Source organism: Streptomyces sp. NPDC059247 (genome assembly GCF_042754005.1).
Taxonomy (GTDB): domain Bacteria; phylum Actinomycetota; class Actinomycetes; order Streptomycetales; family Streptomycetaceae; genus Streptomyces.
The window spans coordinates 111449-134926 of sequence record NZ_JBHYZW010000010.1 but is presented as its reverse complement, the minus strand read 5'-3'; the positions used below and the strand labels follow the sequence as shown (position 1 = coordinate 134926).

General features: G+C 73.4%; 15 protein-coding genes. 14 read left to right on the top strand and 1 reads right to left on the bottom strand.

The genetic code is table 11. From position 1 onward, the window contains the following. Positions 1-5: 5 nt before the first annotated feature. The 13 genes from ACFXGN_RS19785 to ACFXGN_RS19725 all read left to right on the top strand — a co-directional run bounded on the left by ACFXGN_RS19785 (position 6) and on the right by ACFXGN_RS19725 (position 21408). On the top strand, positions 6-236 hold the full coding sequence (locus ACFXGN_RS19785; RefSeq protein WP_384860669.1) for an MbtH family protein: 231 nt from the start codon (positions 6-8) through the stop codon (positions 234-236). Then, positions 233-8638, top strand: coding sequence for an amino acid adenylation domain-containing protein (locus ACFXGN_RS19780; RefSeq protein ID WP_384860667.1), 8406 nt, complete (start codon positions 233-235; stop codon positions 8636-8638). Before ACFXGN_RS19785 ends, ACFXGN_RS19780 begins: the two co-directional genes overlap by 4 nt. Next, complete coding sequence (locus ACFXGN_RS19775; RefSeq protein WP_384860664.1) at positions 8635-9903, top strand: MFS transporter; 1269 nt, start codon at positions 8635-8637, stop codon at positions 9901-9903. The genes ACFXGN_RS19780 and ACFXGN_RS19775 overlap by 4 nt, the downstream gene beginning before the upstream one ends. Next, positions 9900-10520 carry a hypothetical protein gene (locus ACFXGN_RS19770; protein WP_384860662.1) on the top strand — a complete coding sequence of 207 codons (621 nt, stop codon included), beginning with the start codon at positions 9900-9902 and terminating at the stop codon, positions 10518-10520. The genes ACFXGN_RS19775 and ACFXGN_RS19770 overlap by 4 nt, the downstream gene beginning before the upstream one ends. Positions 10521-10679: 159 nt before the next feature. Continuing rightward, complete coding sequence (gene gntD, locus ACFXGN_RS19765; protein ID WP_384860659.1) at positions 10680-11702, top strand: guanitoxin biosynthesis L-enduracididine beta-hydroxylase GntD; 1023 nt, start codon at positions 10680-10682, stop codon at positions 11700-11702. 153 nt (positions 11703-11855) lie between these two features. Then, the gene (locus ACFXGN_RS19760; protein ID WP_384860656.1) at positions 11856-12701 is read left to right on the top strand and encodes a thioesterase II family protein; all 846 of its coding nucleotides are present in this window, start codon (positions 11856-11858) and stop codon (positions 12699-12701) included. Positions 12702-12786: 85 nt separating this feature from the next. Beyond that, complete coding sequence (locus ACFXGN_RS19755; protein ID WP_384860653.1) at positions 12787-13101, top strand: hypothetical protein; 315 nt, start codon at positions 12787-12789, stop codon at positions 13099-13101. A gap of 388 nt (positions 13102-13489) precedes the next feature. After that, positions 13490-14707: an MFS transporter gene (locus ACFXGN_RS19750; RefSeq protein WP_384860650.1), complete on the top strand. Its 1218-nt coding sequence runs from the start codon at positions 13490-13492 to the stop codon at positions 14705-14707. 52 nt (positions 14708-14759) lie between these two features. Next, positions 14760-15647: a hypothetical protein gene (locus ACFXGN_RS19745; RefSeq protein WP_384860647.1), complete on the top strand. Its 888-nt coding sequence runs from the start codon at positions 14760-14762 to the stop codon at positions 15645-15647. 92 nt (positions 15648-15739) lie between these two features. Then, positions 15740-16117 (top strand): VOC family protein, encoded by a 378-nt coding sequence (locus ACFXGN_RS19740; protein ID WP_384860644.1) that lies wholly within the window; start codon positions 15740-15742, stop codon positions 16115-16117. Between the two features lie 562 nt (positions 16118-16679). After that, entirely contained in the window at positions 16680-18317 is a 1638-nt protein-coding gene (locus ACFXGN_RS19735) for an arginine decarboxylase (RefSeq protein WP_384860641.1), read from the top strand. A gap of 223 nt (positions 18318-18540) precedes the next feature. After that, entirely contained in the window at positions 18541-20139 is a 1599-nt protein-coding gene (locus ACFXGN_RS19730; RefSeq protein WP_384860638.1) for a class I adenylate-forming enzyme family protein, read from the top strand. 183 nt (positions 20140-20322) lie between these two features. Further along, positions 20323-21408: a DMT family transporter gene (locus tag ACFXGN_RS19725; protein WP_384860635.1), complete on the top strand. Its 1086-nt coding sequence runs from the start codon at positions 20323-20325 to the stop codon at positions 21406-21408. Between the two features lie 95 nt (positions 21409-21503). Here the strand turns inward: ACFXGN_RS19725 and ACFXGN_RS19720 are convergent, their stop codons facing one another. Beyond that, on the bottom strand, positions 21504-22106 hold the full coding sequence (locus ACFXGN_RS19720) for a ScbR family autoregulator-binding transcription factor (protein ID WP_384860632.1): 603 nt from the start codon (positions 22104-22106) through the stop codon (positions 21504-21506). 134 nt (positions 22107-22240) lie between these two features. Between ACFXGN_RS19720 and ACFXGN_RS19715 the strand changes: the two genes are divergently transcribed. After that, positions 22241-23281, top strand: coding sequence for a ScbA/BarX family gamma-butyrolactone biosynthesis protein (locus ACFXGN_RS19715; RefSeq protein WP_384860629.1), 1041 nt, complete (start codon positions 22241-22243; stop codon positions 23279-23281). The last annotated feature ends 197 nt before the right edge of the window (positions 23282-23478 follow it).

Genomic DNA, 23478 nt, shown 5'->3' with positions numbered 1-23478 from the left:
ACGCCATGGAGAACCAGGCCACCAACCCGTTCGAGGACGCCACCGGCACGTACCTCGTCCTGCGCAACACCACGGGTCAGTACTCCCTGTGGCCGGACTTCGCGGACGTCCCCGGCGGATGGCGCACCGTCTTCGGGCCCGCGCCGCGGACGGCGTGCGTGGAGCACGTCGAGGAGAACTGGACGGACCTGACCCCCGCCCGGCGGCCCGCCGCGACGGAAGGCCGGACGGCATGACGAGCACACGACACGAAGCCGTCGGCCTCCTCGACGGCGACGGGTACGGAGATGGCTACGGCTCCGGAGATGGCTCCGGCTCCGGCTCCGGCGACGGCACCGCGACGACCGGCCCGGCGACGACCGGCCCCGCGACGACCGGTCTGGTCGACCGTTTCGAGGAGCGGGCGGCCCGTTCCCCGCTGGCGCCCGCGCTGGTCGCCGGGGACACCGTCGTCACCTACGGCGAGCTGAAGGACCGGGCCGACCGCGTGGCGCGGCGGCTCACCGACCGGGGCGTCGGCCCCGAGGACGTCGTGGCGGTCCTGCTGCCCTCCTCGCCCGACCTGGTCGCCGCGCTCCTCGGCACCCTCAAGACCGGGGCGATGTACCTGCCCCTGGACCCCGAGTACCCGCCGGACCGGCTCGCCCACATGTGGGCGGACGCGGGACCCCGGGCGCTGCTCACCACCCGGGGCACGGCGGCGGCCCTCGCCGGAACCACCGCGTTCGACGGGGCCCCGCACCTCCACCTGGACGAGCGGGACGACACGGCGGCCCCGTCCGCCGTACCCGTACCCGTACCCGCCCCCGGGCACGGCCCGTACCCCCGGCACGACCCGGACCGGGGCGCGTACACCATCTACACCTCCGGCTCGACGGGCCGCCCCAAGGGCGTGGTCGTCACCCACCGGTCGCTGACGAACTTCCTGGACTGCCTGACGGACCGGTTCCGGGTCCACCCCGGTGACGTGGTCCTCTCCACCACCTCGATCTCCTTCGACATCGCCGGACTCGAGCTGTACCTGCCGCTGGTCAACGGCGCCTCGGTGCACCTGGTCCCCCGGGACACCGCCGTGGACGGGGTGGCGCTGCGCCGCCTCCTGGCCTCGGCCCGGCCCACCCTGGTGCAGGGCACCCCGGCCCTGTGGCAACTGCTCCGGGAGTCCGGCTGGAGCCCCGCAGGACTGGCGCCGGGAACCCGTCTGCTGTGCGGCGGCGAGGCGCTGCCCCAGGACCTCGGCGACTTCCTCGCCTCCGGCGCGGCCGAGGTGTGGAACCTGTACGGCCCGACCGAGACCACCATCTGGTCGCTGCTGGCCCCGGTGACCGAGGGGGAGCCCGTCACCATCGGCCGCCCGCTGCGGAACACCGGCGTCCACGTCCTCGACGACCGGCTCGCACCGGTGGCCCCCGGGGAGACCGGCGAGCTGTACCTCTCCGGGGACGGCCTGGCCCGCGGCTACCACGGGCGGGGCGCGCTGACCGCCGAACGCTTCGTGGCCTGCCCCTTCGGCGCCCCCGGCAGCCGGATGTACCGCACCGGAGACCTGGTGCGGCGGCGCCCCGACGACGCCCTCGCCTTCGTCGGCCGCGTCGACGAGCAGGTGAAGATCCGCGGCCACCGCGTCGAACTCGGCGAGATCGAGGCGGCCCTGCGCCGCCTCCCGGACGTCGCCCAGGCACGTGTCGTGCTGCGCGAGGACGTCCCCGGCGCGCCCCGGCTGACCGGGTACGTCGTACCGGCCGCCGGTGCCTCGCCCGCGCCGGACGCGCTGCGCCACGCCCTGGGGGCCTGGCTGCCGCCGTACATGGTGCCCGACGGCGTCGCCGTGCTCGACCGGTTCCCGCTGACCCCGGCGGGCAAGGTGGACCGCAAGGCGCTGCCGCCGCTGGACTTCACCGGCTCCGGCACGGGCCGCGCCCCGGCCACCCCGGCGGAACACGCCCTGACCGAGCTGTTCCGCGAGGTCCTGGGGACCGCCGACATCGGCGCCGACGACAGCTTCTTCGACCGGGGCGGCAACTCGCTCCTGGCCACCCGGCTCGTCGCCCGCGTCCGGGCCGGACTCGGCGTGGAGCTGCCGATCCGGTCCGTCTTCGACGAACGCACCCCCGCCGCCCTCGCCCGCTGCCTCGCGGACGCCGACCGGGCCAGGCCCGCCGTGCGCCCCATGGAACGGGGCCCAGCGCTGCCCCTGTCGTACGCCCAGCAGCGGCTGTACTTCCTGCACCGCCTCGAAGGCCCGTCCTCCACCTACAACCTGCCGATCGCCGTACGACTGGACGGCGACCTCGACCCGGCCGCGCTGCGGGCGGCGGTCACCGGGCTGCTGCGGCGCCACGAGAGCCTGCGGACCCGTTTCTCGGACGGCCCGCACGGCGCCGAACAGATCGTGGTCGACGCGGCGGACGACGCCGTGGCCGCCGCCGCGCGGATCACGGTGCACGAGGTCACCGACGAGGAACTGCCGGCGGCCGTCGACACCGCGGCCCGGCACCTCTTCGACCTCACCACCGACATCCCGGTACGGGTCGACCTGTTCCGCACCGGAGCCCGCAGCCACGTCCTGCTGCTCTGCATCCACCACATCGCCAGCGACGGCTGGTCCCTGGCCCCGCTGGTGCGCGACCTCTGCGACGCGTACGGCGCCCACCGCGCGGGCACCGCCCCGACGACGCCGCCGCTGGAGGTCCAGTACACCGACTACACGCTGTGGCAGCGCGAACTGCTGGGCTCCGCCGACGAGCCGGACAGCCTCATGGCCCGGCAGCTCGCCTACTGGCGCGAGCAGCTCAGGGGCGCCCCCGAACTGCTTGAACTGCCCACCGACCGGCCCCGCCCCGCGCACGCCACCCACGCGGGCGACGTCGTGCCCTTCGAGGTGCCCGCCGCCCTCGCCGACCGGCTCGCCGCACTGGCCGGACGGGAGGGCGTCAGCCTCTTCATGGTCCTCCAGGCGGCCACGGCGGCCCTCCTCACGAAGCTCGGAGCCGGTACGGACATCCCGCTGGGCGGCGTGCTCGCCGGACGCGCCGACCGCGCCCTCGACGAGAACGTCGGCTTCTTCGTCAACACCCTGGTCCTGCGCACCGACACCTCGGGCGACCCGGCGTTCACCGAACTGCTCGCCCGGGTCAGGACCGCGAACCTGGCCGCGTACGAACACCAGGACCTGCCGTTCGAACACCTCGTGGACGTCCTGAACCCGGCCCGGGGCACCGGCCACCACCCGCTCTTCCAGGTCCTGCTGGTGCTCCAGAACAACGTGGCGCCCCGGTGGCGGCTGGACGGCCTGACCGCCGCCCACGAGGTGGTGCCGACCCGCACCTCGAAGTTCGACCTGACCTTCGAGCTGACCGAACGGTTCGCCCCGGACGGCCGCCCGGACGGGCTGAGCGGCGAGATCGAGTTCGCCACCGACCTGTTCGACCGCGCCACGGCACGGACCCTGGCCGACCGGCTCCTGCGGGTGCTGCGTGCGGTGTCCGAGGACCCGTCCCGCCCGCTGGGCTCCCTCGACGTCCTCGGCGCGGACGACCGCCACCGGGTCCTGACCGGGTGGAACGACACCGGGCTCGCGCTCTCCGGAGCGACCTACCCGCAGCTCCTCGCCGAACAGATGGCCCGCACCCCCGACGCCGTCGCGCTCGTCCACGAGGACACCGAGCTGACCTACGCCGAACTCGACCGCCGCTCCAACCGGATCGCCCACTGGCTGATCTCCCGGGGCATCGGCCGCGACGACGTCGTCGGACTCGCCATGCGCCGCCGCCCCGAGCTGCTGAGCGCCCTGCTGGGCATCCTGAAGGCCGGTGCCGTGTATCTGCCGCTGGACCCCGGCTACCCGCCGGACCGGCTGGACTTCATGATCGCCGACAGTGCCCCGGCGATGCTCCTGACCACGTCCGACGTCGTGGCGCACCTCCCCGAGGACGCACGGCGGGTGCCGCGCCTGGAACTCGACGCCCCGGACGCGCCGCGCGAGCTGGACCGCCACCCGGACACCACCCCGACCGACGCGGACCGCCGCGCCCCCCTGCGCCCCGACGACCTGGCGTACGTCATCTACACCTCGGGCTCCACCGGCCGCCCCAAGGGCGTGGCCGTCACCCACCGGGGCATCCCCAACCTGGCGCACAACTACCTGGAGCGGTTCCGGCTGGAGGAGGGCTCGCGGTTCCTCCAGTTCTCCTCGATCAACTTCGACCCCACCTTCTGCGAACTGTGCTGCACCCTGCTCGCCGGGGCGACCGTGATCCTCACCTCCCCGGACGAACTGCTGTCCGCCGACCGCCAGCGGGAGCTGACCGCCCGCCACCGGCCGACGCACATCACCTTCTCGCCCACCATCCTCGGCGGCATGGACCCGGAGGCCCTCGCGGACTGCGGCAACCTGATGGTCGCCGGTGAGGCCTGCCCGCCCGCGCTCGCCGCCGCCTGGGCGCCCGGCCGCCGGATGATCAACGCGTACGGGCCGACCGAGGCCACCGTCGACACCCTGTACTGGGAGTGCGGCAGCGGCCCGGACGGCTACGAGGACTCCTCGGTCCCGGTCGGCCGCCCGCTGACCAACACCCGGATCTACGTCCTCGACGCCCGGCTGAACCCGGTGCCGCCCGGCGTCACGGGCGAGCTGTACATCAGCGGCGACGGCCTGGCCCGGGGCTACTTCGGCAGGCCGGGTCTGACCGCCGAACGGTTCGTGGCCTGCCCGTTCGGCCCCGAGGGCGCGCGGATGTACCGCACTGGCGACCTCGCCCGGTGGCGCGCCGACGGCGTGGTGGACTTCGTGGGCCGCGCCGACGACCAGGTCAAGGTCCGGGGGATGCGCATCGAACTCGGCGAGATCGACGCCGTCCTCAAGGACCACGCCGACGTGGCGCGGTCGGCCGTCGTCGTCCGCGAGGACACCCCGGGCCACCAGCAGCTCGTCGGATACGTCGTCCCCGAGGACTCCCGGGCGTCCGGCACGGCCCACGACATCGGGCACGTCGGCACCTGGCACGAGATCCACGAGCAGGGCTACAGCGAGCAGCGGGACCTCGGCGCCGCACAGGACTTCACCGGCTGGAACTCCAGCTACGACAACCAGCCGCTGCCGCTGGAGCACATGACCCGCTGGCAGCGGGCCACGGTCGACCGCATCCTGGAACTGCGCCCGGACCGGGTCCTCGAAGTCGGCGTCGGCTCGGGGCTCATCCTCCGCCCGGTCGCCCCGCACTGCACCTCGTACACGGGCGTCGACTTCTCGCACGCGCTGATCCGGGCCCTCGGCGAGGCCGTCGCCGGGACCGGGCTGGACGAGCGGGTCGAGCTGCACACCCTGGCCGCCCACGAGATCGGCACGCTGGCCCCCGCCCGCTACGACACCGTGGTGATCAACTCGGTGGCGCAGTACTTCCCCAGCGTCGACTACCTCGTCGACGTGATCCGGCAGGCGATGGGACTGCTCGCCCCCGGCGGGCGCGTCCTGCTCGGGGACATCCGCGACCTGCGGCTGCTGCGCGCCTTCGTCACCGCCGTCGTCCTGCACGACGGGGCGCACGCCGACGAACCGCTCTCCGCCGTCCAGCGGCTCGTCGCCCACCAGCGGGAACTGGAACCCGAACTGCTGCTCGACCCGGCGTTCTTCGCGCGGATCGGCGACTGGGTGCCGGACGTCGCCGGAGTGGACGTACGGCTCAAGCGCAGCCCGTACCGCAACGAACTCACCGACTTCCGCTACGACGTGGTCGTGCACAAGTCGGGCGCGGACCTCCGCTCCCTCGCCGACGTGCCCGCGTACGCATGGAACGGTACGGAGGACCTCGCCGCCCACCTCGCCGGGCACCGGCCGCCCGCCCTGCGGGTCACCGGAGTCCCCAACGGCCGGGTGGCCGCCCAGGTGGCCGTCGCGGAACGCGTCGCGGCCGGTGCCGCCACCCTCGTACGGGAGCTGCCGGGGGCGGCGGTCCTCGCACCGTCCGCCGTCGACCCGGAGGACCTGTGCGCACTCGGCGCGGACCTCGGCTACACCGCCCACCCGACCTGCGCCGACACCGCCCCGGGCGATCTGTTCGACGTGGTGTTCCTCGCCGGGGACACCGACCCGGGCACGGGGCTGGGCGGGGTGTTCCTGACGGCGCGGGACGACTCCCGCACCCCGGGCGACCTCGCCAACGACCCGCAGGCCGCCGAGCGCGGCCCCCGGCTCGCCGCCGAACTGCGCCGCCACGCGGCCCGGCGGCTGCCGGACCACATGGTGCCCGTGGCCGTCGTCGTCCTGGACGCGCTGCCGCTGACCCCGAACGGCAAGCTGGACGTGCGGATGCTGCCCGCCCCGGAGTTCGTCAGCCGGACGGGCAGGCTCCCGGCCACCCCGCGCGAGGCGGCGATGGCCGCGCTGTTCGCCGAGGTGCTCGGTCTGGCGACGGTCGGCACCGACGACCGCTTCTTCGACCTCGGCGGCGACAGCATCCGGTCCATCCAGCTGGTCGGCCGGGCCCGCGCCGAGGGCTTCCGGATCACCCCGCGCGACGTCTTCCAGGACCAGACGGTCGAGGCCCTGGTGGCCCGGGCCGCCCGGACCGCCGGGACCGGAACGGAGCCGGAGCGCACGGCCGACACGGCCGACACCGCCGATGCCTGGCGGAAGATCCTGCGGACCCCCGACCCGGTCTACCCGGTGACGGCGCCGCCCGCCGGTGACCCCTCCGGCGGCCTGATCGTCCGGCGCCTCACCGGGGCGAGCGCCGAGAGGCTGCTGACCGCCCTGCCGGAGCTGTACCACTGCGACACCGGGCACATCGCGCTGGCCGCCCTGACCCCGGTGCTCGTCGAATGGCGCCGCACCCTGCTGCCGGAGGCCGGGGCCTGGCTCCGGCTGGACCTGGCCACGGCGGAGTCCGGGACCCCGTACCCGGTGCGCCTCCACGCGGGCGTCCCCGACACGGACAGGGCACTGGCCGGGCCCCGGGAGCTGGCGCGCGTACTGAAGCGGGTCAAGGAGCAGGTGCGCGCGGTGCCGGACACCGGTCGCGGCGGCCCCGGGCACGACGCCTCCCAGGTGTCGTTCCGGCTGCTGCCCGCCGGTGCCCCGATGGACGGACCGGACGCCACGGACGGACCCCCGGACGCCACGGACGGTACGGGCCGCGCCCTGTGGATCGAGGTCCGGCCGTCCGGGGACGGCACCGCCCTGGAGAGCGCCTGGCGCTGGGACACCGCCCGCCTCACGGAAGCCGCCGTGGGCGCGCTCGCCGACCGGTGGGGGACCCTCCTGGAGGCCCTGGCCGAGCTGGTGGACCACCCGGAGCTCGGCGGCCTCACCCCGTCCGACGTACCCCTGGTCGAGATCAGCCAGTCGGCCGTCAACCAGCTGGAGACCACCTACCCCGGCCTCCGCGACATCCTGCCCCTCGCCCCGCTCCAGCGCGGCTTCCTGATGCACGCGGCCGGTGCCGACGACGGCCCCGACCCCTACCAGAGCCAGACCCTGTTCGACCTGGACGGGCCCTGGGACGCCGACCGGCTGCGGCAGGCGGCGCACGCGCTCCTGATGCGCCACGACAACCTGCGCGCCGGGTTCACGCACCACGGACTGCCCCGGCCGGTGCAGGTGGTGCGGGACCGCGTGGACCTGCCGTGGACCGCGCACGACCTGTCCCTGCTGCCGGAGCGGGAGCGGGAGCGCGCGGAGGAGGAGATCCTCGCCGCCGACCTGGGACGCCGCTTCGACCTGGCCGCGCCGCCCCTGGTGCGCCTCACCCTGCTGAAGCTGGGCGCCGAGCGGTACCGGCTGGTCGTCAGCGACCACCACATCCTGCTCGACGGCTGGTCGGCCTCGCTGCTGTGGCGGGAACTGTTCGCCCTGTACCGGGGCGAACCGCTGCCGGAGACGACGCCCTTCCGCGACTACCTGGCCTGGCTCGCCGGATCGGACGAGACCGCCGCGCTGTCGGCGTGGCGCGACTGCCTGGCGGACGCCGGAGGACCGACCCGGGTCCATCCCGTGAAACCGGCCCGGGACGTCCCCCCGCACACCCGCACCGTCACGCTGTCACCGGAACTGACCGGGGCCCTGCGCCGCCGGGCGGCCCGGTCCGGGGTGACCCTCAACACGGCCGTGCAGACGGCGTGGGGCCTGGTGCTCGCCCGGCTCACCGGCCGCGACGACGTGGTGTTCGGCAACACCGTCTCGGAGCGCCCCGCCGAGCTCGACGGCGTCGAGTCGATGATCGGACTGCTGATCAACACCGTGCCGCTGCGGGTCCGCGCCGTCCCGGGCGAACCGGTCGGCACGACCATGGCCCGGGTGCAGGAGTCGCAGCTGGAGACGCTGCCGCACCGCTCCGTCGAACTCACCGACATCCAGCGGATGTTCGGCGCCGACGAACTCTTCGACACCTGCTACGTCTTCCAGAACTATCCCGCCGACGCCCTGGAGTGCGGCGGCGGGGACGGACTGCGGGCGCGGGAACGGACGCACGGGGCGAAGGGCGTGTCCCACTACCCCCTCGGCATCACCGTGATCCCCGGCACGCGGCTCGACATCATCGTCGGACACCACCCCGAGGTGTTCGACACGACCCGGATCGACGAGATCGAGGCATCCATCATCAGCACGCTCGAAACCATCGCGGCGGAGGAGGACCGATGAAGAACTTCCTGACGATGGTCCGCGAACTGCCGTTCGCGATGAAGGTCCTGCTGGTCTCCACGGCGGCGCGCGGCCTGAGCTTCTTCGCCATCCTCGCGTACATGCCCATCTACCTGTACGACACGGTGGGCATGGGCGGCGCGGGCATCGGCTACGTGATCGGCGGCAGCGTCCTGGTCGGCACGGTGGCCAGCGTCTACGGCGGCTACGTCGCCGACCGCGTCACGAAGATCAACCTGATCATCGCCCTGGACGCCGTGATCATCCTGCTCTACCTCGGCCTCACCGTCCTGCACGACCCGTTCACGGTCACGGCCATCCTGCTGCTCACCAACGTCGCCTCCTCGACCATGGGCGTCGCGGGCAGCGCCCTGCTCTCCGAACTGGTGCCGCCCGAGAACCGCACCAAGGTGTTCTCCCTGCGCTATTCGCTGCAGAACATCGGGGCGGCGGTGGGCCCCTTCCTCGGCGTCGCCGCCGTCACGGCCGGAGCGAACGGGCCGATCGTCCTCAGCGCCGCCGTCATCGGCGCGTCCCTGCTGCCCCTGGTGGTCTTCCGCAGCCGCTTCGTACCGACCGCGAGCCCCGCGCACGGCACCCCGGAGACGGCGGGGGAGACCGAGGAGGCCGAGGAGCGGGCGCCCAGCTTCCGCGAGGTCCTGAGGACCATGCGGGGGGACCGGCGGCTGGCCTACTTCACCGTCGGCGGCATCCTCAGCATCGTGGTGTACGGGCCGCTGCTGACCTTCATGTCCCAGTACCTGGTCCTGGTCGAGGACCGCGACACCGCCTACCGGCTGGTCGCCTACATCTCGGCCGCCAACGCCGCCGTGGTCATCACCTTCCAGTACCTCCTCGGCAGCAGGCTGCGACAGGACACCCTGCTCCGCTGGCTGACCGCCGGGATCGGCGCGTTCGTCGCGGGACTCGCCGTGATGTCGTTCTCCACCCACGTGGCCGTCATCGTCATCGCCGTGGTGATCTTCAGCATCGGCGAAGTCATCGTGGTGCCCGCCGAGTTCACGTTCATCGACGCCATCGCCCCCGACCACCTGCGCGGCAGCTACTTCGGCGCGCAGAACCTGATCCACGTCGGCATCGCGCTGGGCCCGATCCTCTGCGGATTCCTCCTCCAGCACTTCCCGCCCGCCGTCATGTTCTACGTCCTGATCGCCGTCGTGGTCGCCAGCTGGTGGTTCTACGTCATCGGCTGCCGGGCCACGGCAGCCGCCCGCGCGGCCGAGAGGACGGGGAGCCCGGCATGAGCTTCGACGAGATCACCCGGAAGACGTACTGCCCCTTCGCCAGACCCTCGCTGATGGGCCCCGGGATCACCGTCGCCACGACCGGGATCGAGAAGGAACTGGCGGAACACCGCGACGCCGTCGCGGAGTTCTTCCGCACGGCGGACGAACGCACCCGCGACGGAATGGTCATCACCTTCGAGGACCCTTCCCTCGGCGCCACCCTGGACGCGCTGGTGGACCTCACCCGGCGCTTCTACCGGACGCTCGCCGACCTCTTCCCGAGCGTCTACCTCCCCGACGAACCCCGGCCGGACCAGCGGTGGTACGCGATGATCGAGAGGGAACTCTTCTTCGTCGTCTCGTTCGCGCCCTGCTATCCGGACACCTCGCCGAGACACACGTACGGCGACCGGCGCACCTACTTCCTGCTCCAGCCGGCCAGCACGTTCGAGCGGAACGCCCGGGCCATCGACCGTCGGCGCGCCGGGATCCACCGCGCCTTCACCGCGGTCGGCAAGCCGTACTCGGCGCGCCTGGCGAACGTGGAGAACGACATGTTCAAGGCCGTGATGCCGATCGACCCCATCGACCAGCACATCGCGTGGTGGACCGGGGAAGCCGCCGACTCCGTGTGAACACCCGCACCACGGAGCCCCGGCGGACGCCCCCCCCGGCCCGCGCGCGGCGGACGCCCCGGCTCCGGCGGACGCCCCGGCCGTAACAGAAATCGCGGCCCCCAGCAGAGAACGCAGCCCGCAACAGAAATCGCAGCCCGCAGAAGAGAAGAGACGCCGGTGAACGAGTACCGCGGAATCCTGAGCTACGACATCTCGGCCGAGGAGAAGGCCGCCATCGAGGAGCTGCTCGCCCACCCGGAGGTCGCCCGCCGCGACCCCGGCGAGCAGGGCTTCCACGACGACGCCTGGGAGCTGGCCGCGCGGGTCCCGGTCGGACTGCGCCGGTTCCTGGAGGACTTCCGGCGCAACGACTCCGCCGCCGCCTTCCTGCTGCGCGGCTTCGGCGTCGACGACGAGGCGGTGGGCCCGACCCCGCGCAACTGGTCCGAGGCCGCGTCCGGCGGCCGTACCCGCCGGGAGGAGCTGTTCCTCGCGGTCATCGGCAAGTGCCTGGGCGAGGTGTTCAGCTGGCCCACCCTGCAGAACGGCCGCATGATCCAGAACGTGCTGCCCATCGAGGGCGAGGAGGCCCAGCAGAGCGGCCACGGCAGCGACGTCCTGCTGGAGTGGCACACCGAGGACGCCTTCCACCCCTACCGCTGCGACTACCTCTCCCTCTTCGGCGTGCGCAACCACGACCGGGTCCCCACCACCCTGGCCTCCGTCCGGGAGGTGAAGCTGTCGCCCGAGGTCCGCCGGGTGCTGTCCGAGCGGCGCTTCTACATCCTTCCCGACGACGAGCACCTGCGTCAGCTCGCGGTGCACCGCCCCGACGACCCCGGGCTGCTGCGGGTGCGCGCCATGCGGGACAACCCCGAGCCGGTCGCCGTGCTGTTCGGCGCCGCCGACTCGCCCTACCTCCGCATCGACCCGTACTTCATGCGCTGCGTCGACGGCGACGCCGGGGCGGAGCTGGCGCTCAAGGAACTCGTCGCGGAACTGGAGCGGGCCCAGCAGGACGTGGTCGTCGACGCGGGCACCCTGCTGGTCGTCGACAACTACCTCGCCGTCCACGGCCGCCGGTCCTTCACCGCCCGCTACGACGGAACCGACCGCTGGCTGCAGAAGGCGGTCATCACCCGGGACCTCCGCAGGTCGCGCGGCACCCGGGACTCCGCCGCGGGCCGCCTCGTCGTCTGACCGCGCCGCCGGGCGACGGCCGTGCCGCGCCCCCGGAGGGGCCCGCGCCCCCGTGCCCGGCGACGACCGCGGAGCCCGCCGTCGCGCCCACCCCGCCCGTACCGCGCCCACCCCCACTCCCGCCCCGACCCGGGCACACCACGAAGGACAGCCATGAGCGTTCTGGAAGACAGCATCCTGAAGGACGGCCCCCTCCGGGGCGGCACCCGGGGCGACGGCGCCGGGGAACGCCCGGACGGCACGGTGTGGTTCCGGACCGTCAAGCGGTGTGCCGCCCCGCGCGTCAGACTGCTCTGCTTCCCCCACGCGGGCGGCGCGGCGAGCTTCTTCCGCGACTGGGCGGGCGCCGTCCCGGACGACGTGGAGGTCGTGGCCGTCCGCTACCCCGGCCGGGAGGACCGCCTCTTCGACGAACCGCCCGCCTCCCTGGAGGAGATGGGCGGACTCGTCGCGGACGCGTGCGGCCCGTTCCTGGACGTCCCGCTGGCACTGTTCGGCCACAGCATGGGGGCGTCCGTCGCCTACGAGACGGCGTTGCGCCTGCGGCGGTCCGGAGCCCCCGCGCCGACCGCGCTGTTCGTCTCGGCCCGTACGGCGCCCGGACAGGAGTTCCCCCGCCCCTTCACGTACACCGAGGTCTCCGAACTCCTCGAACACGTCGAGTCGTTGGGAGGGACCGGCCGGGACGCGCTGCGCGACCCGGACGTGCTGGACCTGGTGCTCCCCTCCCTGCGCGGCGACTACCACCTGGTGGGCCGGTACCGGGGCGCGGTCGAGGAGGCGCTGCGGCTGCCCGTCGTCGCGTACTTCGGGACCGGGGACCCGCACGCGGGCCGGGAGGTCGTCGCGCACTGGTCGTCCGTGACGAGCGGCGGTTTCTCCCTGCGCGCCTTCGACGGCGACCACTTCTATCTGCGGGAGCACCGCGACGCCCTCCTCGCGGACCTCTTCGGGCGCCTGGAGCGGGTGGGCCGGGGCGGTCCCGGCACCGCCGTCTGAGGTGGCGCCCGCGCGCGCCGGGGGAGAGGGAACCGATGCCGGAACCGGGTCCACCGGCACCCGGCCGACCCGTAATCTGCGAGGTATGACAGGCGACATGGACGAGTACGGCGACAGCGAGGACGTGTCCTCCCCCGGGGAGGGGGTGGCCGACCAGGAGCGTTCCTACTGGGACAACCGGCGGCTCATCCAGGACCTCGAGGACGACGAGGCGGGACGCCGCGAACGGCGCAGACTGAAGCTGGAGGAGCGCAAGATGCACCTGCGGGTCCGTATGCACCGCTACGGCCGCCAGCAGGAGGGGGAACCGCTCCCGCCGGACCTCGTGCTGCCGCCCTTCTCCCGCCCCGAGGACCCTTACGGGGACGAGCCCGCCGACCATGACGGGGGGCGGGCCTGAGGGTCCGCGCGCCGACCACGACGGGGACGGGAACGGGGCCCCGCCCCCCGGCCACGACGAGGGGCGGGACCGGGGGCCCGGCCGGGCGGCGCCCGACCGGCGGGCACGGGGCCGCCCCACCGCCGCCGGGCCGCCCGGACGAAGGCGCGGCCCGGGGAACACGTCCCCTGGGGGACACGTCCCCTGGGGAACATGCCCCCTGGGGAACACACCCCTTAGGGAACACGTCCCCTGGAGGACACACCCCTTAGGGAACGCGCCCCCTAGGGAACGCCCCAGGGAACGGGACGAGGCCGAGGACCAGGGCGATTCCGGTACCACCCGCTCGGGCGGGCCCTGGGAGGACGACCGATCCGCCGGGGCCTCCTCAGGGGTCAGCCTGGCGGTCATGCGCTGGTATCTGACAGGCGTCGTCGTGTCCGGGTTCGGTACGACGGCGATGTGGCTGGTCTCCGGGATCTGGGTGAAGTCCCTGACGGGGTCCGACGGTCTCGCGGCCCTCGCCGCCGTCGCCCTCTGGGCCCCCGTCCTCCTCGGGCCGCTGCTCGGCACGCTCGCCGACCGGGTGCGGCGGCGCCCGCTCCTGGTCGCGCTCGACCTCGGCGCGGCGGCCGTACTGCCGCTGCTCCTGTGGGTGGACTCGGCCGGGCGGGTGTGGCTGCTCTTCGCGGTGCTCGTGCTCTACGGGGCGCAGGGCGCCGTCCACGACGCGGCGGAGCAGGCCCTCATCGCCACCGCCCTGGACGAGAAGCGGCGCGGGGCCTTCAACGGGCTGCGGATGACCGCGAACGAGTCGGTGAAACTGGTCGCCCCGCTGGTGGCCGCCGGACTCTTCGCCCGGTACGGCGGCGGGCCCGTCGTCCTCCTCGACGCGGCGAGCTTCGTCCTCGCGGCGGCCGTGTTCGCGCTGATGCCGGTACGGGAGCCCCGCCCCGCCCGGCCCGGGTCCCGGAACTGGTGGCGGGAGACCGTCGAGGGGACCCGGCTCCTGCGCGCCTCACCGGTGCTGCGGCCCCTGGTGGCGACCGGCGCGTTCACGATGCTGCTCGCCGGGGTGAACGGGGCTTCGGTGTACGCGGTCGTGGACCAGGGGCTCGGGCGCCCGCCCGCGTACGCCGGTGTGCTCTACGCCGTCCAGGGCGCGGGCTCCGTCCTCGCGGGGCTGTTCACCGGGCCGCTCCTGCGCCGCCTGCCGGAACGGTCGCTCGCGGCCCTCGGACTGCTCCTGTTCGCGGTGGCGGCGGGGGTACGGGCGCTGCCGTACGAGGCGACGGCCCTCGCGGCGAGCGGGCTGATCGGCGTGGGCCTGCCGTGGGTGCTGGTCGCGGTGGTCACGGCGGTGCAGCGGGAGGCCCCGCCGGACGCGGTCGGCCGGGCGGCGGCCACCACGAACACCCTGGTCTTCGCCCCGAACGCCCTGTCGATGGGCCTCGGCGCGGCCCTCGTCACCCTGACCGACGTCAGGGTCCTGCTCCCGCTGCTCACCCTGGCGGGAACGGCCTGGGCGGTCTGCCTCACCCTCCGGGGGCGGGCCGGGACGGGAAGTCGAGAGGCCGGGACACCGGAACAAGGGGGAATCATTGCTTCCGACCCGCCCCGACCCTGACAATCGATCATTTGATCGAGGGCGCCCGACGGGCGCCGGAACGGGGGGACTCGTGGGAGAGGGGACGCCGAACGGCGTCATCACCGGGGGCGGCACGACGGCGCGCTTCGACGGGGTGTCGCTGACGATCGAGCGGGGGGACACCGTCTGGACCGTTCCGGTCGAGGCACTGGCCGGGACGTCCCTCACGGGGGCGGCCGTGCGGGTGGAGATCGGCGGGGTGCCCCGGGAGGACACCGGCGCGGCACACGGTCTGGGACCGGCCGTGGAGCTACGGGCGCCCAACGCCACGGCGGCGGGCGCCTTCCACGGTCTGCTGCGCGCCGGGATCGCGACGGCCCGGCGGGCGCCGGACGGGGCCGCGCTGGTCCGCAGGGAGCGCCGCGTGCCCCAGGACCTTCCGGACGGCGGGGCGTCCCAGCGCGTGGCGCTCGTCGTGGCCGGGCTCGTCCCTTACGCGATGGCCTTCGTGCTGCTGGGCATGGCGAGCCCGGAGACGGACACCGCGCTGGTCTGGGTGTCCCTGTCGTTCAGCGCCGTCGCGGGGCTCGTCGGCGGCAACGTCCTGTGGCGGGTGGGCCGCCGGGCCCGGTCGCTGTGGCTGCTGCGCGGGCGCGGCATCGGGGTGACGGGCAGGGTGACCGGTCATGTGCGGATCTGGTCCAAGGGCCTGCACCTGTGGATGTTCTCCCGGATGGCGTTCCGTACCGTCGGCGGGCAGGAGATGACCGAGGTGCCCTCGGTGGTGACGGTCTGGGGCCTCGGCGACGCCTCGCTGCCCGGTCGCGGGGTCGATCTCGTCTACGACCCCGAACACCCGTCCCGCGCCAGCCGCCCCCTCACCTTCGGATTCGCCGTACGGACCCTGGTCCTCGCGTCGATGGGCGGCCTCGTCCTGTCCGGCGCGGCCTACGGAGTCATGTTCCACCTGCCCACCTGAACCCCGAGAGACCGTCGAGACCGGGGGCGGCCGGGGCGGTGGGGAGAGTCCTCGCCCCGGCGCCCGGCTCCGCCCGGCCCTACGATCCCCGCATGATCGCCACCCTGCAGTGCCTCGTCGTCGACTGTCCCGAGCCCGCCCGGCTGGCCGCGTTCTACCAGGCCGTTCTCGGGGGCGAGGTGGACCGGCCCGACCCGCGCTGGGGCGTCGGCGCGGACTGGTCCACCCTGCACGCGCCCGGCGGGCTCGTCCTCTGCTTCCAGGGCGTCGCGGACCACCGCCCGCCCGTGTGGCCGGACCCGGAGCGGCCCCAGCAGTTCCATCTGGACCTCGACGTCCCCGACGCCGGAGCCGCCCACGAACAGGTCCTCGCCCTCGGCGCGACCCTCCTGGACGAGGGCCCCGCCGACCGGGGCTGGCGCGTCTACGCCGACCCGGCGGGCCACCCGTTCTGCCTCCTCGGGCGCTGAGACCGACGTCAACGGAAGTGCCGGAGCCGTACTGCGGTGCCTGCGACTCCCTGAGCAACGAGGGGACTTCCCCCGCCCGGCGCGGTTCCGCCCTCGGCTTCGGGTGAGCAGCCCGAGGGGCAGACAGACCTGCGCGAGAAATCCGGAGAAAGCGCGGGGCGCACGGTGAATACGTAGTCCTGCCGTCGTCTCATGCGGCAATCCCGCAGGTCCTCCATCCGGGCCCGCCCGGACCTCAGGGGCCGGACCGGCGGTACCCCGGCCGCTGGGGGCCGGACCGGTAGCGCCCCGGCCGCTTGGGGTCCGGACCGGCACCCCACCAGCCCCGACCCCTTGAGGGGCGACCGCCCCGGACGCCCAAACCGCCCCCGCCCCCTCCCCCCGTCGCCCTCCGTCATCCGTGCTGGTCGGCCGGATGGCCGGAGCGGGGGTCCATCACGGTCGCTGATGACAGTTGATACCTTCACGAAGGTTTTTATTTCATGGATCCATGACCGCATCCACCAGCTCCACTCCGGAGCCGGCTTCACCGCCGGCTCGTTCCGGGGCCTACCCGGACGGCATGATCACACCCCTCGCCGACGCCGTGCTCGCAGTCGCCCGACGTGACATCGCCACGTTCCACGCGCTGCCCCTCTCGCACGGCCGGTCCATCCGCGACTCCCGCATGAGGGAGACCTACGAGGCGCTCTTCGGTGCCGCGCAGCTCGCGGCCGACGTGTCGTACAGCGGCACGATGCTCGACTCCTTCTTCCGGCCCCGAGGCCCGCTCCGGGAGGCCCAGCGCCTCGCCGCCCGCAGCTTCGGCGCCGACGCCACCTTCTTCCTCTCGGCGGGCACCAGCACCGCCAACCGGGTCGCCCTCACCGCGCTGACCCAGCCCGGCTCCCGGGTCCTCGCGGACCGCTCCTGCCACCAGTCGGTGCACTTCGCCCTCAACTCGCTCGGCGTCACCGTCTCGTACGCGCCGATGCAGTACTGCTGCGACGCCTGCCCCCGCACCTACGCCGACCTCCCCCGGCTGCTGGAGATGTTCCGCGCCGCCGCCGTCGAGGGCCGCCCCTACGACACCGTCGTGCTCTCCGCCGTCTCCTACGACGGCGTCCGCTACGACCTGCCGACGGTCCTGGCCGAACTCGCCGCCGTCCACCCCGGTGTCTCCGTCCTCGTCGACGAAGCCTGGGGCGCGGCCCACCGCTTCCACCCCCGGCTGCGCCCGCTCACCGCCCTGCACGCCGTCGAGACGCTGCGCTCCGGCGACCCCCGGCTGGACCTGAACGTCGCCGTCACCCACTCCGCGCACAAGTCGATGTCCGCGCTCCGCCAGGGCTCCTACCTGCACCTCATCGGCGACGCCGAGGCCCGCGAACGCACCGCGCAGGCCCTCTTCCAGCACCACACCACCTCTCCCAGCTGGCCGGTGCTCGCCAGCCTGGACCTGGCCAGGCTCCAGGCGGAGACCGAGGGCGAGATGCTCCTCGGCCGCTCCCTGGCCCTCGCCCGCACCCTGCGCGTCGAACTCGCCACGGACCCGCGCCTCTCCGCCTACCGCCCGCTCGGGCCCGACGGGCACCTCACCGATCCCGGGCAGCTCGTCAGCGACGACCCCACCCGGGTCCTCGTGGACATCAGCGCCCTCGGGATCACGGCGGCCGACTTCCGCCGGATGCTCTTCGACGAGTACGCCCTGTACGTCGCCCGGGAGAGCGGCGACGCCGTCCTCTTCCACATCCACATCGGGGTGGACGAGGCGACCCTGCTGCGGCTCCTCGACGCCCTGCGCACCATCCAGCGCACCTATCGCAGCGCCTCCGCCGCCCTGGCCGCGGGCACCTCCGAGCACTTCATCATCGCCTACCCGCCCGGCATCCCGATCACCGTGCCCGGCGAGAAGCTCTGCGAGCGGACCCTCAGCCAGATCGACTCCCTGCGGTCCAGCGGCTGCGAGATCTACACCCTGCGGAACCCGGCCGTCCCGGCGGGCGAACCGGCCGCGCGGGCCGTGACCGGGCCCCCGCCGGTCACGGCCGACCGGCTGGCGGCGGGCCTCACCGCCCTGACCTCCGAGCGGCTCGCCGGGGCCGCCGCGGCCATCTCGGCGGCGGCCACCACCGCCGCCACGGTCACGGCGGCGGCCACCACCACCAGCACCAGCAGCACGACCGCGACCGCCACCGCGGGCGTCTCGGCCTCCGGCTGACCCGGAATCCGCCCCCGACCCCGAATCCCCCTGAATCCTCCCTGACCCGCCCCCGCCCCGCCCCCGCATCCGCCCTCGGACCCCTACGGCCTTTCCCGTACGGCCCCGAGCCCGTGTCGCGACCCGTACGGCCCCGGACCGGCCCTGTGCCTCCCCCCCCGGGTCGTCCCCTACGGGCCCCGTTCCTCGTCCTCGTACCGCCCGACCTTCAGGAGAGTTCTCCATGATCAAGATCGCGGACATCCGCAAGCACGCCGTCCGCTGGCCGCAGCGCGTCGCCGTCGTCGACGGCGAGACGCGGCTGAACTGGGCCAGCTTCGCCGACAAGGTCAGCCGGGTGGCCTGCGCCGTCCAGGACCTGCTGCCCGAGACCCGGCCCGCCCGTGCCGTCTTCGTCGCCGAGAACAGCTGGGAGCTGGTGGTCTCCATGGCCGCCGTCAGCTCGCTCGGCATCCCCTGCGTCGGCCTCGACTACACCGCCGGGCCCGTCGCGACCAGGGCGGCGCTCGACCAGCTGGAACCGACCGTCGTGATCACCTCCCGGGCCCACCGGGGCCTGGTGGAGGCGTGCGGCTGGCCGGGCGGCCGGGACATACTCGACATATTCATCGACAGCGAGCCCGTGGGCCTGCCCGACGGACAGACCGTCTCGGTCAGTTTCACCGACCTCCTGGTGTCCGCGCCCGGTGAACCGCACCCCGTGGAACAGCCCTTCGAGGCCTTCTCCTTCACCTCCGGCACCAGCGGCGTGCCCAAGATGGTGGTCCGCCGCACCTCCTTCGAGGCCCGCAGGTTCGCCGACCTCGTGGACCAGTACGCCTTCGACGAGGAGGACGTGCACCTGGTGACCGTGCCGCTCTACCACGCCTCCGGGCCCGGCTGGGCGCGCATCTTCCTCACCCTCGGCGGCACCGTCGTCCTCGGCCCGCACGACGACGCCGGGGACCTCATCCGGATCATCCAGGAGGAGGGCGTCTCGACCACCCTCATGGTGCCGCCGGTCCTCGCCCGGGTCGTCGCCCACCCGGACTCCGAGCACCTCCACAAGACGTCCCGGCTCCACTTCGTGCTCTCCGGCGGACGGCACCTCAACCGCTGGGTCATCAACAACGCCTGGGACCGCCTCGGGCCCGTCCTCCACCTCTACTACGGGACCACCGAGACCGGCGTGAACGTCATGATCGGCCCCGAGGAGCTGCACGTGGCACCCGCCCGTTCCGGCCGCCCCATGCCCGGCAACACCGTCGTCGTCCTCGACGCCGACAACCGGCCCCTGGCCAAGGGGAGCCGGGGCCGGATCGCCATAGCCAGCTACCAGCTGATGGACAGTTACGCGACCAGCGAGCCCGACTTCATGACCCTCGACTACGGCGGGCGCACCCAGCGCTTCCTGCTCACCGGCGACAGCGGTCTCGTCGACGAGGCGGGCCGTCTCGAACTCACCGGACGCAACGACGGCGTGGCCAAGGCGGAGGCGGGCAAGCCGCTCGACGTCAACATATTCGGCCTGGAGGCCGACCTGATGGACCTGCCCTGCGTCCGGGAGACCGCCGTCCTGCGGACCCGGATCGACGGGGTGGGCGAGGTCCTGATCGTGCCCTTCACCCCGGTCGCGCCCGAGCGCCAGGAGAGCGGCTACCGGGCGGTCAGCGCCGCCTGCTCGCGCCGGGTGCCGTGCCTGCCCGCGTACGTGGTGCCGGTCGACGCCATCCCGTACAGCCCGACCGGGAAGGTCAGGGCGGGCCAGCTCCTGGAGTCGGTGCTGCCGCTGATCGACATCCGTCCGACGGCGACCCGCGAGGCGGAGCCCGTCGGGGTCTGACCCCGCCCCTCCGATCCCGCCCCTTCGACCCCACCCCTTCCGACCCCGCCCTTTCGATCCCGTCCCTCCGGACCCGGGCCGGACGTCCGCTCCCTCCCCGGCGGACGTCCGCCCCCCCGGAGCCTGTACCCCTACCCCTACCCCTCCTCAACTCCAGCCGCATCCGGCCTGACAGGAAGAGTCATGAGCAGTCAGAACACGTACACGCGAGGCGTCCTCCTCTGCCTCCTGGCCACGGTGTCCTGGGGCGCGATGTTCCCCCTGATGGACTCCACCCTCCAGCACATCGACCCGTTCACCTTCACCGTCATGCGGTACACCATCGCCGGTGCGATGTTCCTGGTCTTCCTCCGGATGAGGGAGGGGCGTGCGGGACTGCGTCTCAAGGGCGAACGCATCGGCCTGGCCTGGCTGTTCGGCACGGCCGGGTTCGCGGGCTTCCAGTTCCTGGTCTTCTTCGGGCAGGACCTCATCGGTGCGCGGGGCGCGCTCAACGCCTCGATCATGATGGCCACCATGCCCATGATGGGCTTCCTGGTGAACTGGGTCCTGCGCAAGGTCGTCCCGCCGAAGGGCTCGCTGGTCTTCATCGCGATGTCCTTCGTCGGCACCATCCTGGTCGTCTCCGACGGCGACATCGGCTCGCTGATCTCCTCCCCGAGGGAGGCGGGCGCCGACGCGCTGCTGCTCTTCGCCGCGCTGTGCTGGGTCGTCTACACCTCGGGCGCGGGCTTCTTCCCGACCTGGTCCCCGATCAAGTACACGGCGATCACCACGGTCCTCGGCCTCGCCAGCGCGACCGTGATCACGGCGGTCATCCTGGCGGCGGGCGGCGTGCCGGTCCCGACCGTGGGCACGGTGGGCACGATCCTTCCCCAGCTCGCCTACATGAGCGTCATCGCGGGCTTCGTGGGCGTCCTCGGCTGGAACTTCGGCAACCGCTACCTCGGCCCGCTCAACGGCGTCCTCTTCATGGACGTGGTGCCGGTGACGGCCTTCGTGATCTCCGCCCTGACCGGGGTGGTCCCGGCGGGCGTCCAGATCGCCGGTGCCTCGCTCACGGCGGCGGCGCTCGTCTTCAACAACCTGTACCTGCGCCGCATCGCGGCCAAGGCGGCCCCGGCGCCGTCCCCGGCTCCGGTGGCCTCGGGACCGGCCGCCACCCCGGCCTCCGGGTCCGCCCCGGCTTCCGGTTCCGCTCAGGGACGGGCCTCCGGTCCCGGTTCCGCTTCGGCCTCGTCGCCGGTCGGGTCGGGCACCCGCTCCTGACCCCGAAGTCCCCCGGAACGCCTACGGCGTGGCCTCCCACCTCTCGTGGGGGGCCACGCCGTTTCCCTTCTCTCACGGCAGCCGTACGCGGCCGGTCAGCCGCGCATCCCATCGAGCAGGACGATCCGCAGCTCCTCGTACCGCTCGGGCAGGTCCCTGCGCCTGCTCAGGACGTCGGAGATGTGCTGCATCCCGAAGAAGGCGGCGACCAGGACGCGGGCCGCCGCGCGCGGTTCCACTCCGTCCCGCAGTTGCCCCGCGTCCCGGGCTTCCGTGATGAGCCTGCTGAGGTAGTCCTCCCAGCCGACGTACGGCTCGGGCAACTCGGCGTCGATCAGCGCGCGTTCGATCTGGAGGCGGGCGCCCGCCTGGACGACGATGTCCCGGGAGAAGGCGCGGGTGACGGTGTCGAGGACGGCCGCGAGCATCTCGAAGGGCCCCGCGTGGGTGCCCTCGGCGCCCTTGAGGATCTCGGGCCAGCGCGCGTAGTGCTCCTGCACCACGGCGACGGCCAGAGCCTCCTTGTTCGTGTAGTGGAAGTACACCGCTCCCTTGGTCATCTCGGCCCGTTCGGCCACGTCCTGGAGGGTCACGGTGGCGTAGCCGCGCTCCGCGAAGAGCTCGGCAGCCGACTGGAGGATGTGCGTCTTGGTGCGTCGGGCGCGTTCCTGTTTCGGTTCGCTCCGGAGTGTCGCCATGCCTGTCCGCCTCTCTCGTTCCAACGCCTTGCAATATACATTCTCGAAGGTATATTTCTTGCTGCCGAGGGGCCGTGGAGGTTCCTCGTCACCGAGATGACTCATCTTGAGGGGGAAAAGAGATGTCCGTCGGTGTGCTGCAGAACGTATTGCCTCTTGAGCCGCTGGAGCCCCTGGACTCGCTGGAGTCCTTGGAGTCCCTGATACGGGAGGCCAAGGAGGGGATCAGCTTCGACCGCACCATCTCGCGAAGACTCGTCCATCGCGCCTCGGTGACGGAGGTCTTCCTCACCGACGCGATCATGGCCGGATCCGGTCGCTTCCTGGTCGGCGCCCAACTGCCCAGGAACCACGCGCTGTTCCGCCCGGAGGGGGCCGGGCGGGCCGACTTCATGCTGCTGGTCGAGGTCGTACGGCAGGCCGGGATCTTCCTGAGCCACCGCTACCACGACGTGCCCCTCGGCCACCACTTCATCTTCAAGGCCCTGTCGCTGCACATCGCCGACCCGGCTGCCCTCGGGGTCGGCGGCGGGCCGCTCGGGATCGTCCTCGACGTGAAGGCCGTGACCCCGGAAGGGCCGCGCAACCCGCGCCGGTTCGACGCCCGGTTCGACATGGTGATCGAGGTCGGCGGCCGGGAGTGCGCCCGTGCCTCCGCCGGGGTGACCGTGATCGACGGCGTGCGGTACGCGCGCATCCGGCAGCGGGGGCGCGCCGCCCGGCCGATCGGGACGGGCCCCGCCGGGACGCCGGCCGGGGGGTACGGCGACGGGCGGGGCGTGCTGTGCCCCGTCCCCGGGACCGTCCCCGTCCCCGGGACCGGTGCGGCGGGGACGCGGGAGTGGCGGCTGCACGTCGATCCCGCGCACCCCGGGTACTTCGAGCACCCCTCGGACCACGTGCCCGGGATGCTGATCCTGGAGGCCTTCCGGCAGGCGGCCCTGCTGGCCTGCCGCCCCGGGGGATCCGTAGGGGTTCCGGGGGCGGGACCCGAGGTTTTCCCCGATTCCGCCACGGGCGCGCTGGTCTCCATGGACACCGAGTTCCGCGCCTTCGGCGAGCTGTCCGCGCCGGTGACCGTGGACGCGACCCCGGCCGGAGACGGGCGGGTCCGGCTGTCCGCGACCCAGGGCGGCCGGGTCCTTGCCGCGGGCGTGGCCCGCCGTACCGCGTGACATGTGGCCGGAGACGCGCTCGGGCGGTGACCTGGGCGGGCCCCGGACAGGACCGGGGCGAGGCCCCGGGCCCGGACACGAACTCGGTGCGCGGGCAAGGGACTCGGACCCACGGGACGCGAACCCCGGGACGCGAACCCAGGCACGACGGAAGCGCGACGGAAGCGCGACGGAAGTACGGCCGAAGTACGGCCGAA

What these genes read in the sequence shown, in the direction of transcription:
- ACFXGN_RS19785 (WP_384860669.1), top strand. Translation starts at nt 6, where the DNA reads ATGGAGAACCAGGCCACCAACCCGTTCGAGGACGCCACCGGCACGTAC.
- ACFXGN_RS19780 (WP_384860667.1), top strand. Translation starts at nt 233, where the DNA reads ATGACGAGCACACGACACGAAGCCGTCGGCCTCCTCGACGGCGACGGG.
- ACFXGN_RS19775 (WP_384860664.1), top strand. Translation starts at nt 8,635, where the DNA reads ATGAAGAACTTCCTGACGATGGTCCGCGAACTGCCGTTCGCGATGAAG.
- ACFXGN_RS19770 (WP_384860662.1), top strand. Translation starts at nt 9,900, where the DNA reads ATGAGCTTCGACGAGATCACCCGGAAGACGTACTGCCCCTTCGCCAGA.
- ACFXGN_RS19760 (WP_384860656.1), top strand. Translation starts at nt 11,856, where the DNA reads ATGAGCGTTCTGGAAGACAGCATCCTGAAGGACGGCCCCCTCCGGGGC.
- ACFXGN_RS19755 (WP_384860653.1), top strand. Translation starts at nt 12,787, where the DNA reads ATGACAGGCGACATGGACGAGTACGGCGACAGCGAGGACGTGTCCTCC.
- ACFXGN_RS19750 (WP_384860650.1), top strand. Translation starts at nt 13,490, where the DNA reads ATGCGCTGGTATCTGACAGGCGTCGTCGTGTCCGGGTTCGGTACGACG.
- ACFXGN_RS19740 (WP_384860644.1), top strand. Translation starts at nt 15,740, where the DNA reads ATGATCGCCACCCTGCAGTGCCTCGTCGTCGACTGTCCCGAGCCCGCC.
- ACFXGN_RS19735 (WP_384860641.1), top strand. Translation starts at nt 16,680, where the DNA reads ATGATCACACCCCTCGCCGACGCCGTGCTCGCAGTCGCCCGACGTGAC.
- ACFXGN_RS19730 (WP_384860638.1), top strand. Translation starts at nt 18,541, where the DNA reads ATGATCAAGATCGCGGACATCCGCAAGCACGCCGTCCGCTGGCCGCAG.
- ACFXGN_RS19725 (WP_384860635.1), top strand. Translation starts at nt 20,323, where the DNA reads ATGAGCAGTCAGAACACGTACACGCGAGGCGTCCTCCTCTGCCTCCTG.
- ACFXGN_RS19720 (WP_384860632.1), bottom strand. Translation starts at nt 22,106, where the DNA reads ATGGCGACACTCCGGAGCGAACCGAAACAGGAACGCGCCCGACGCACC.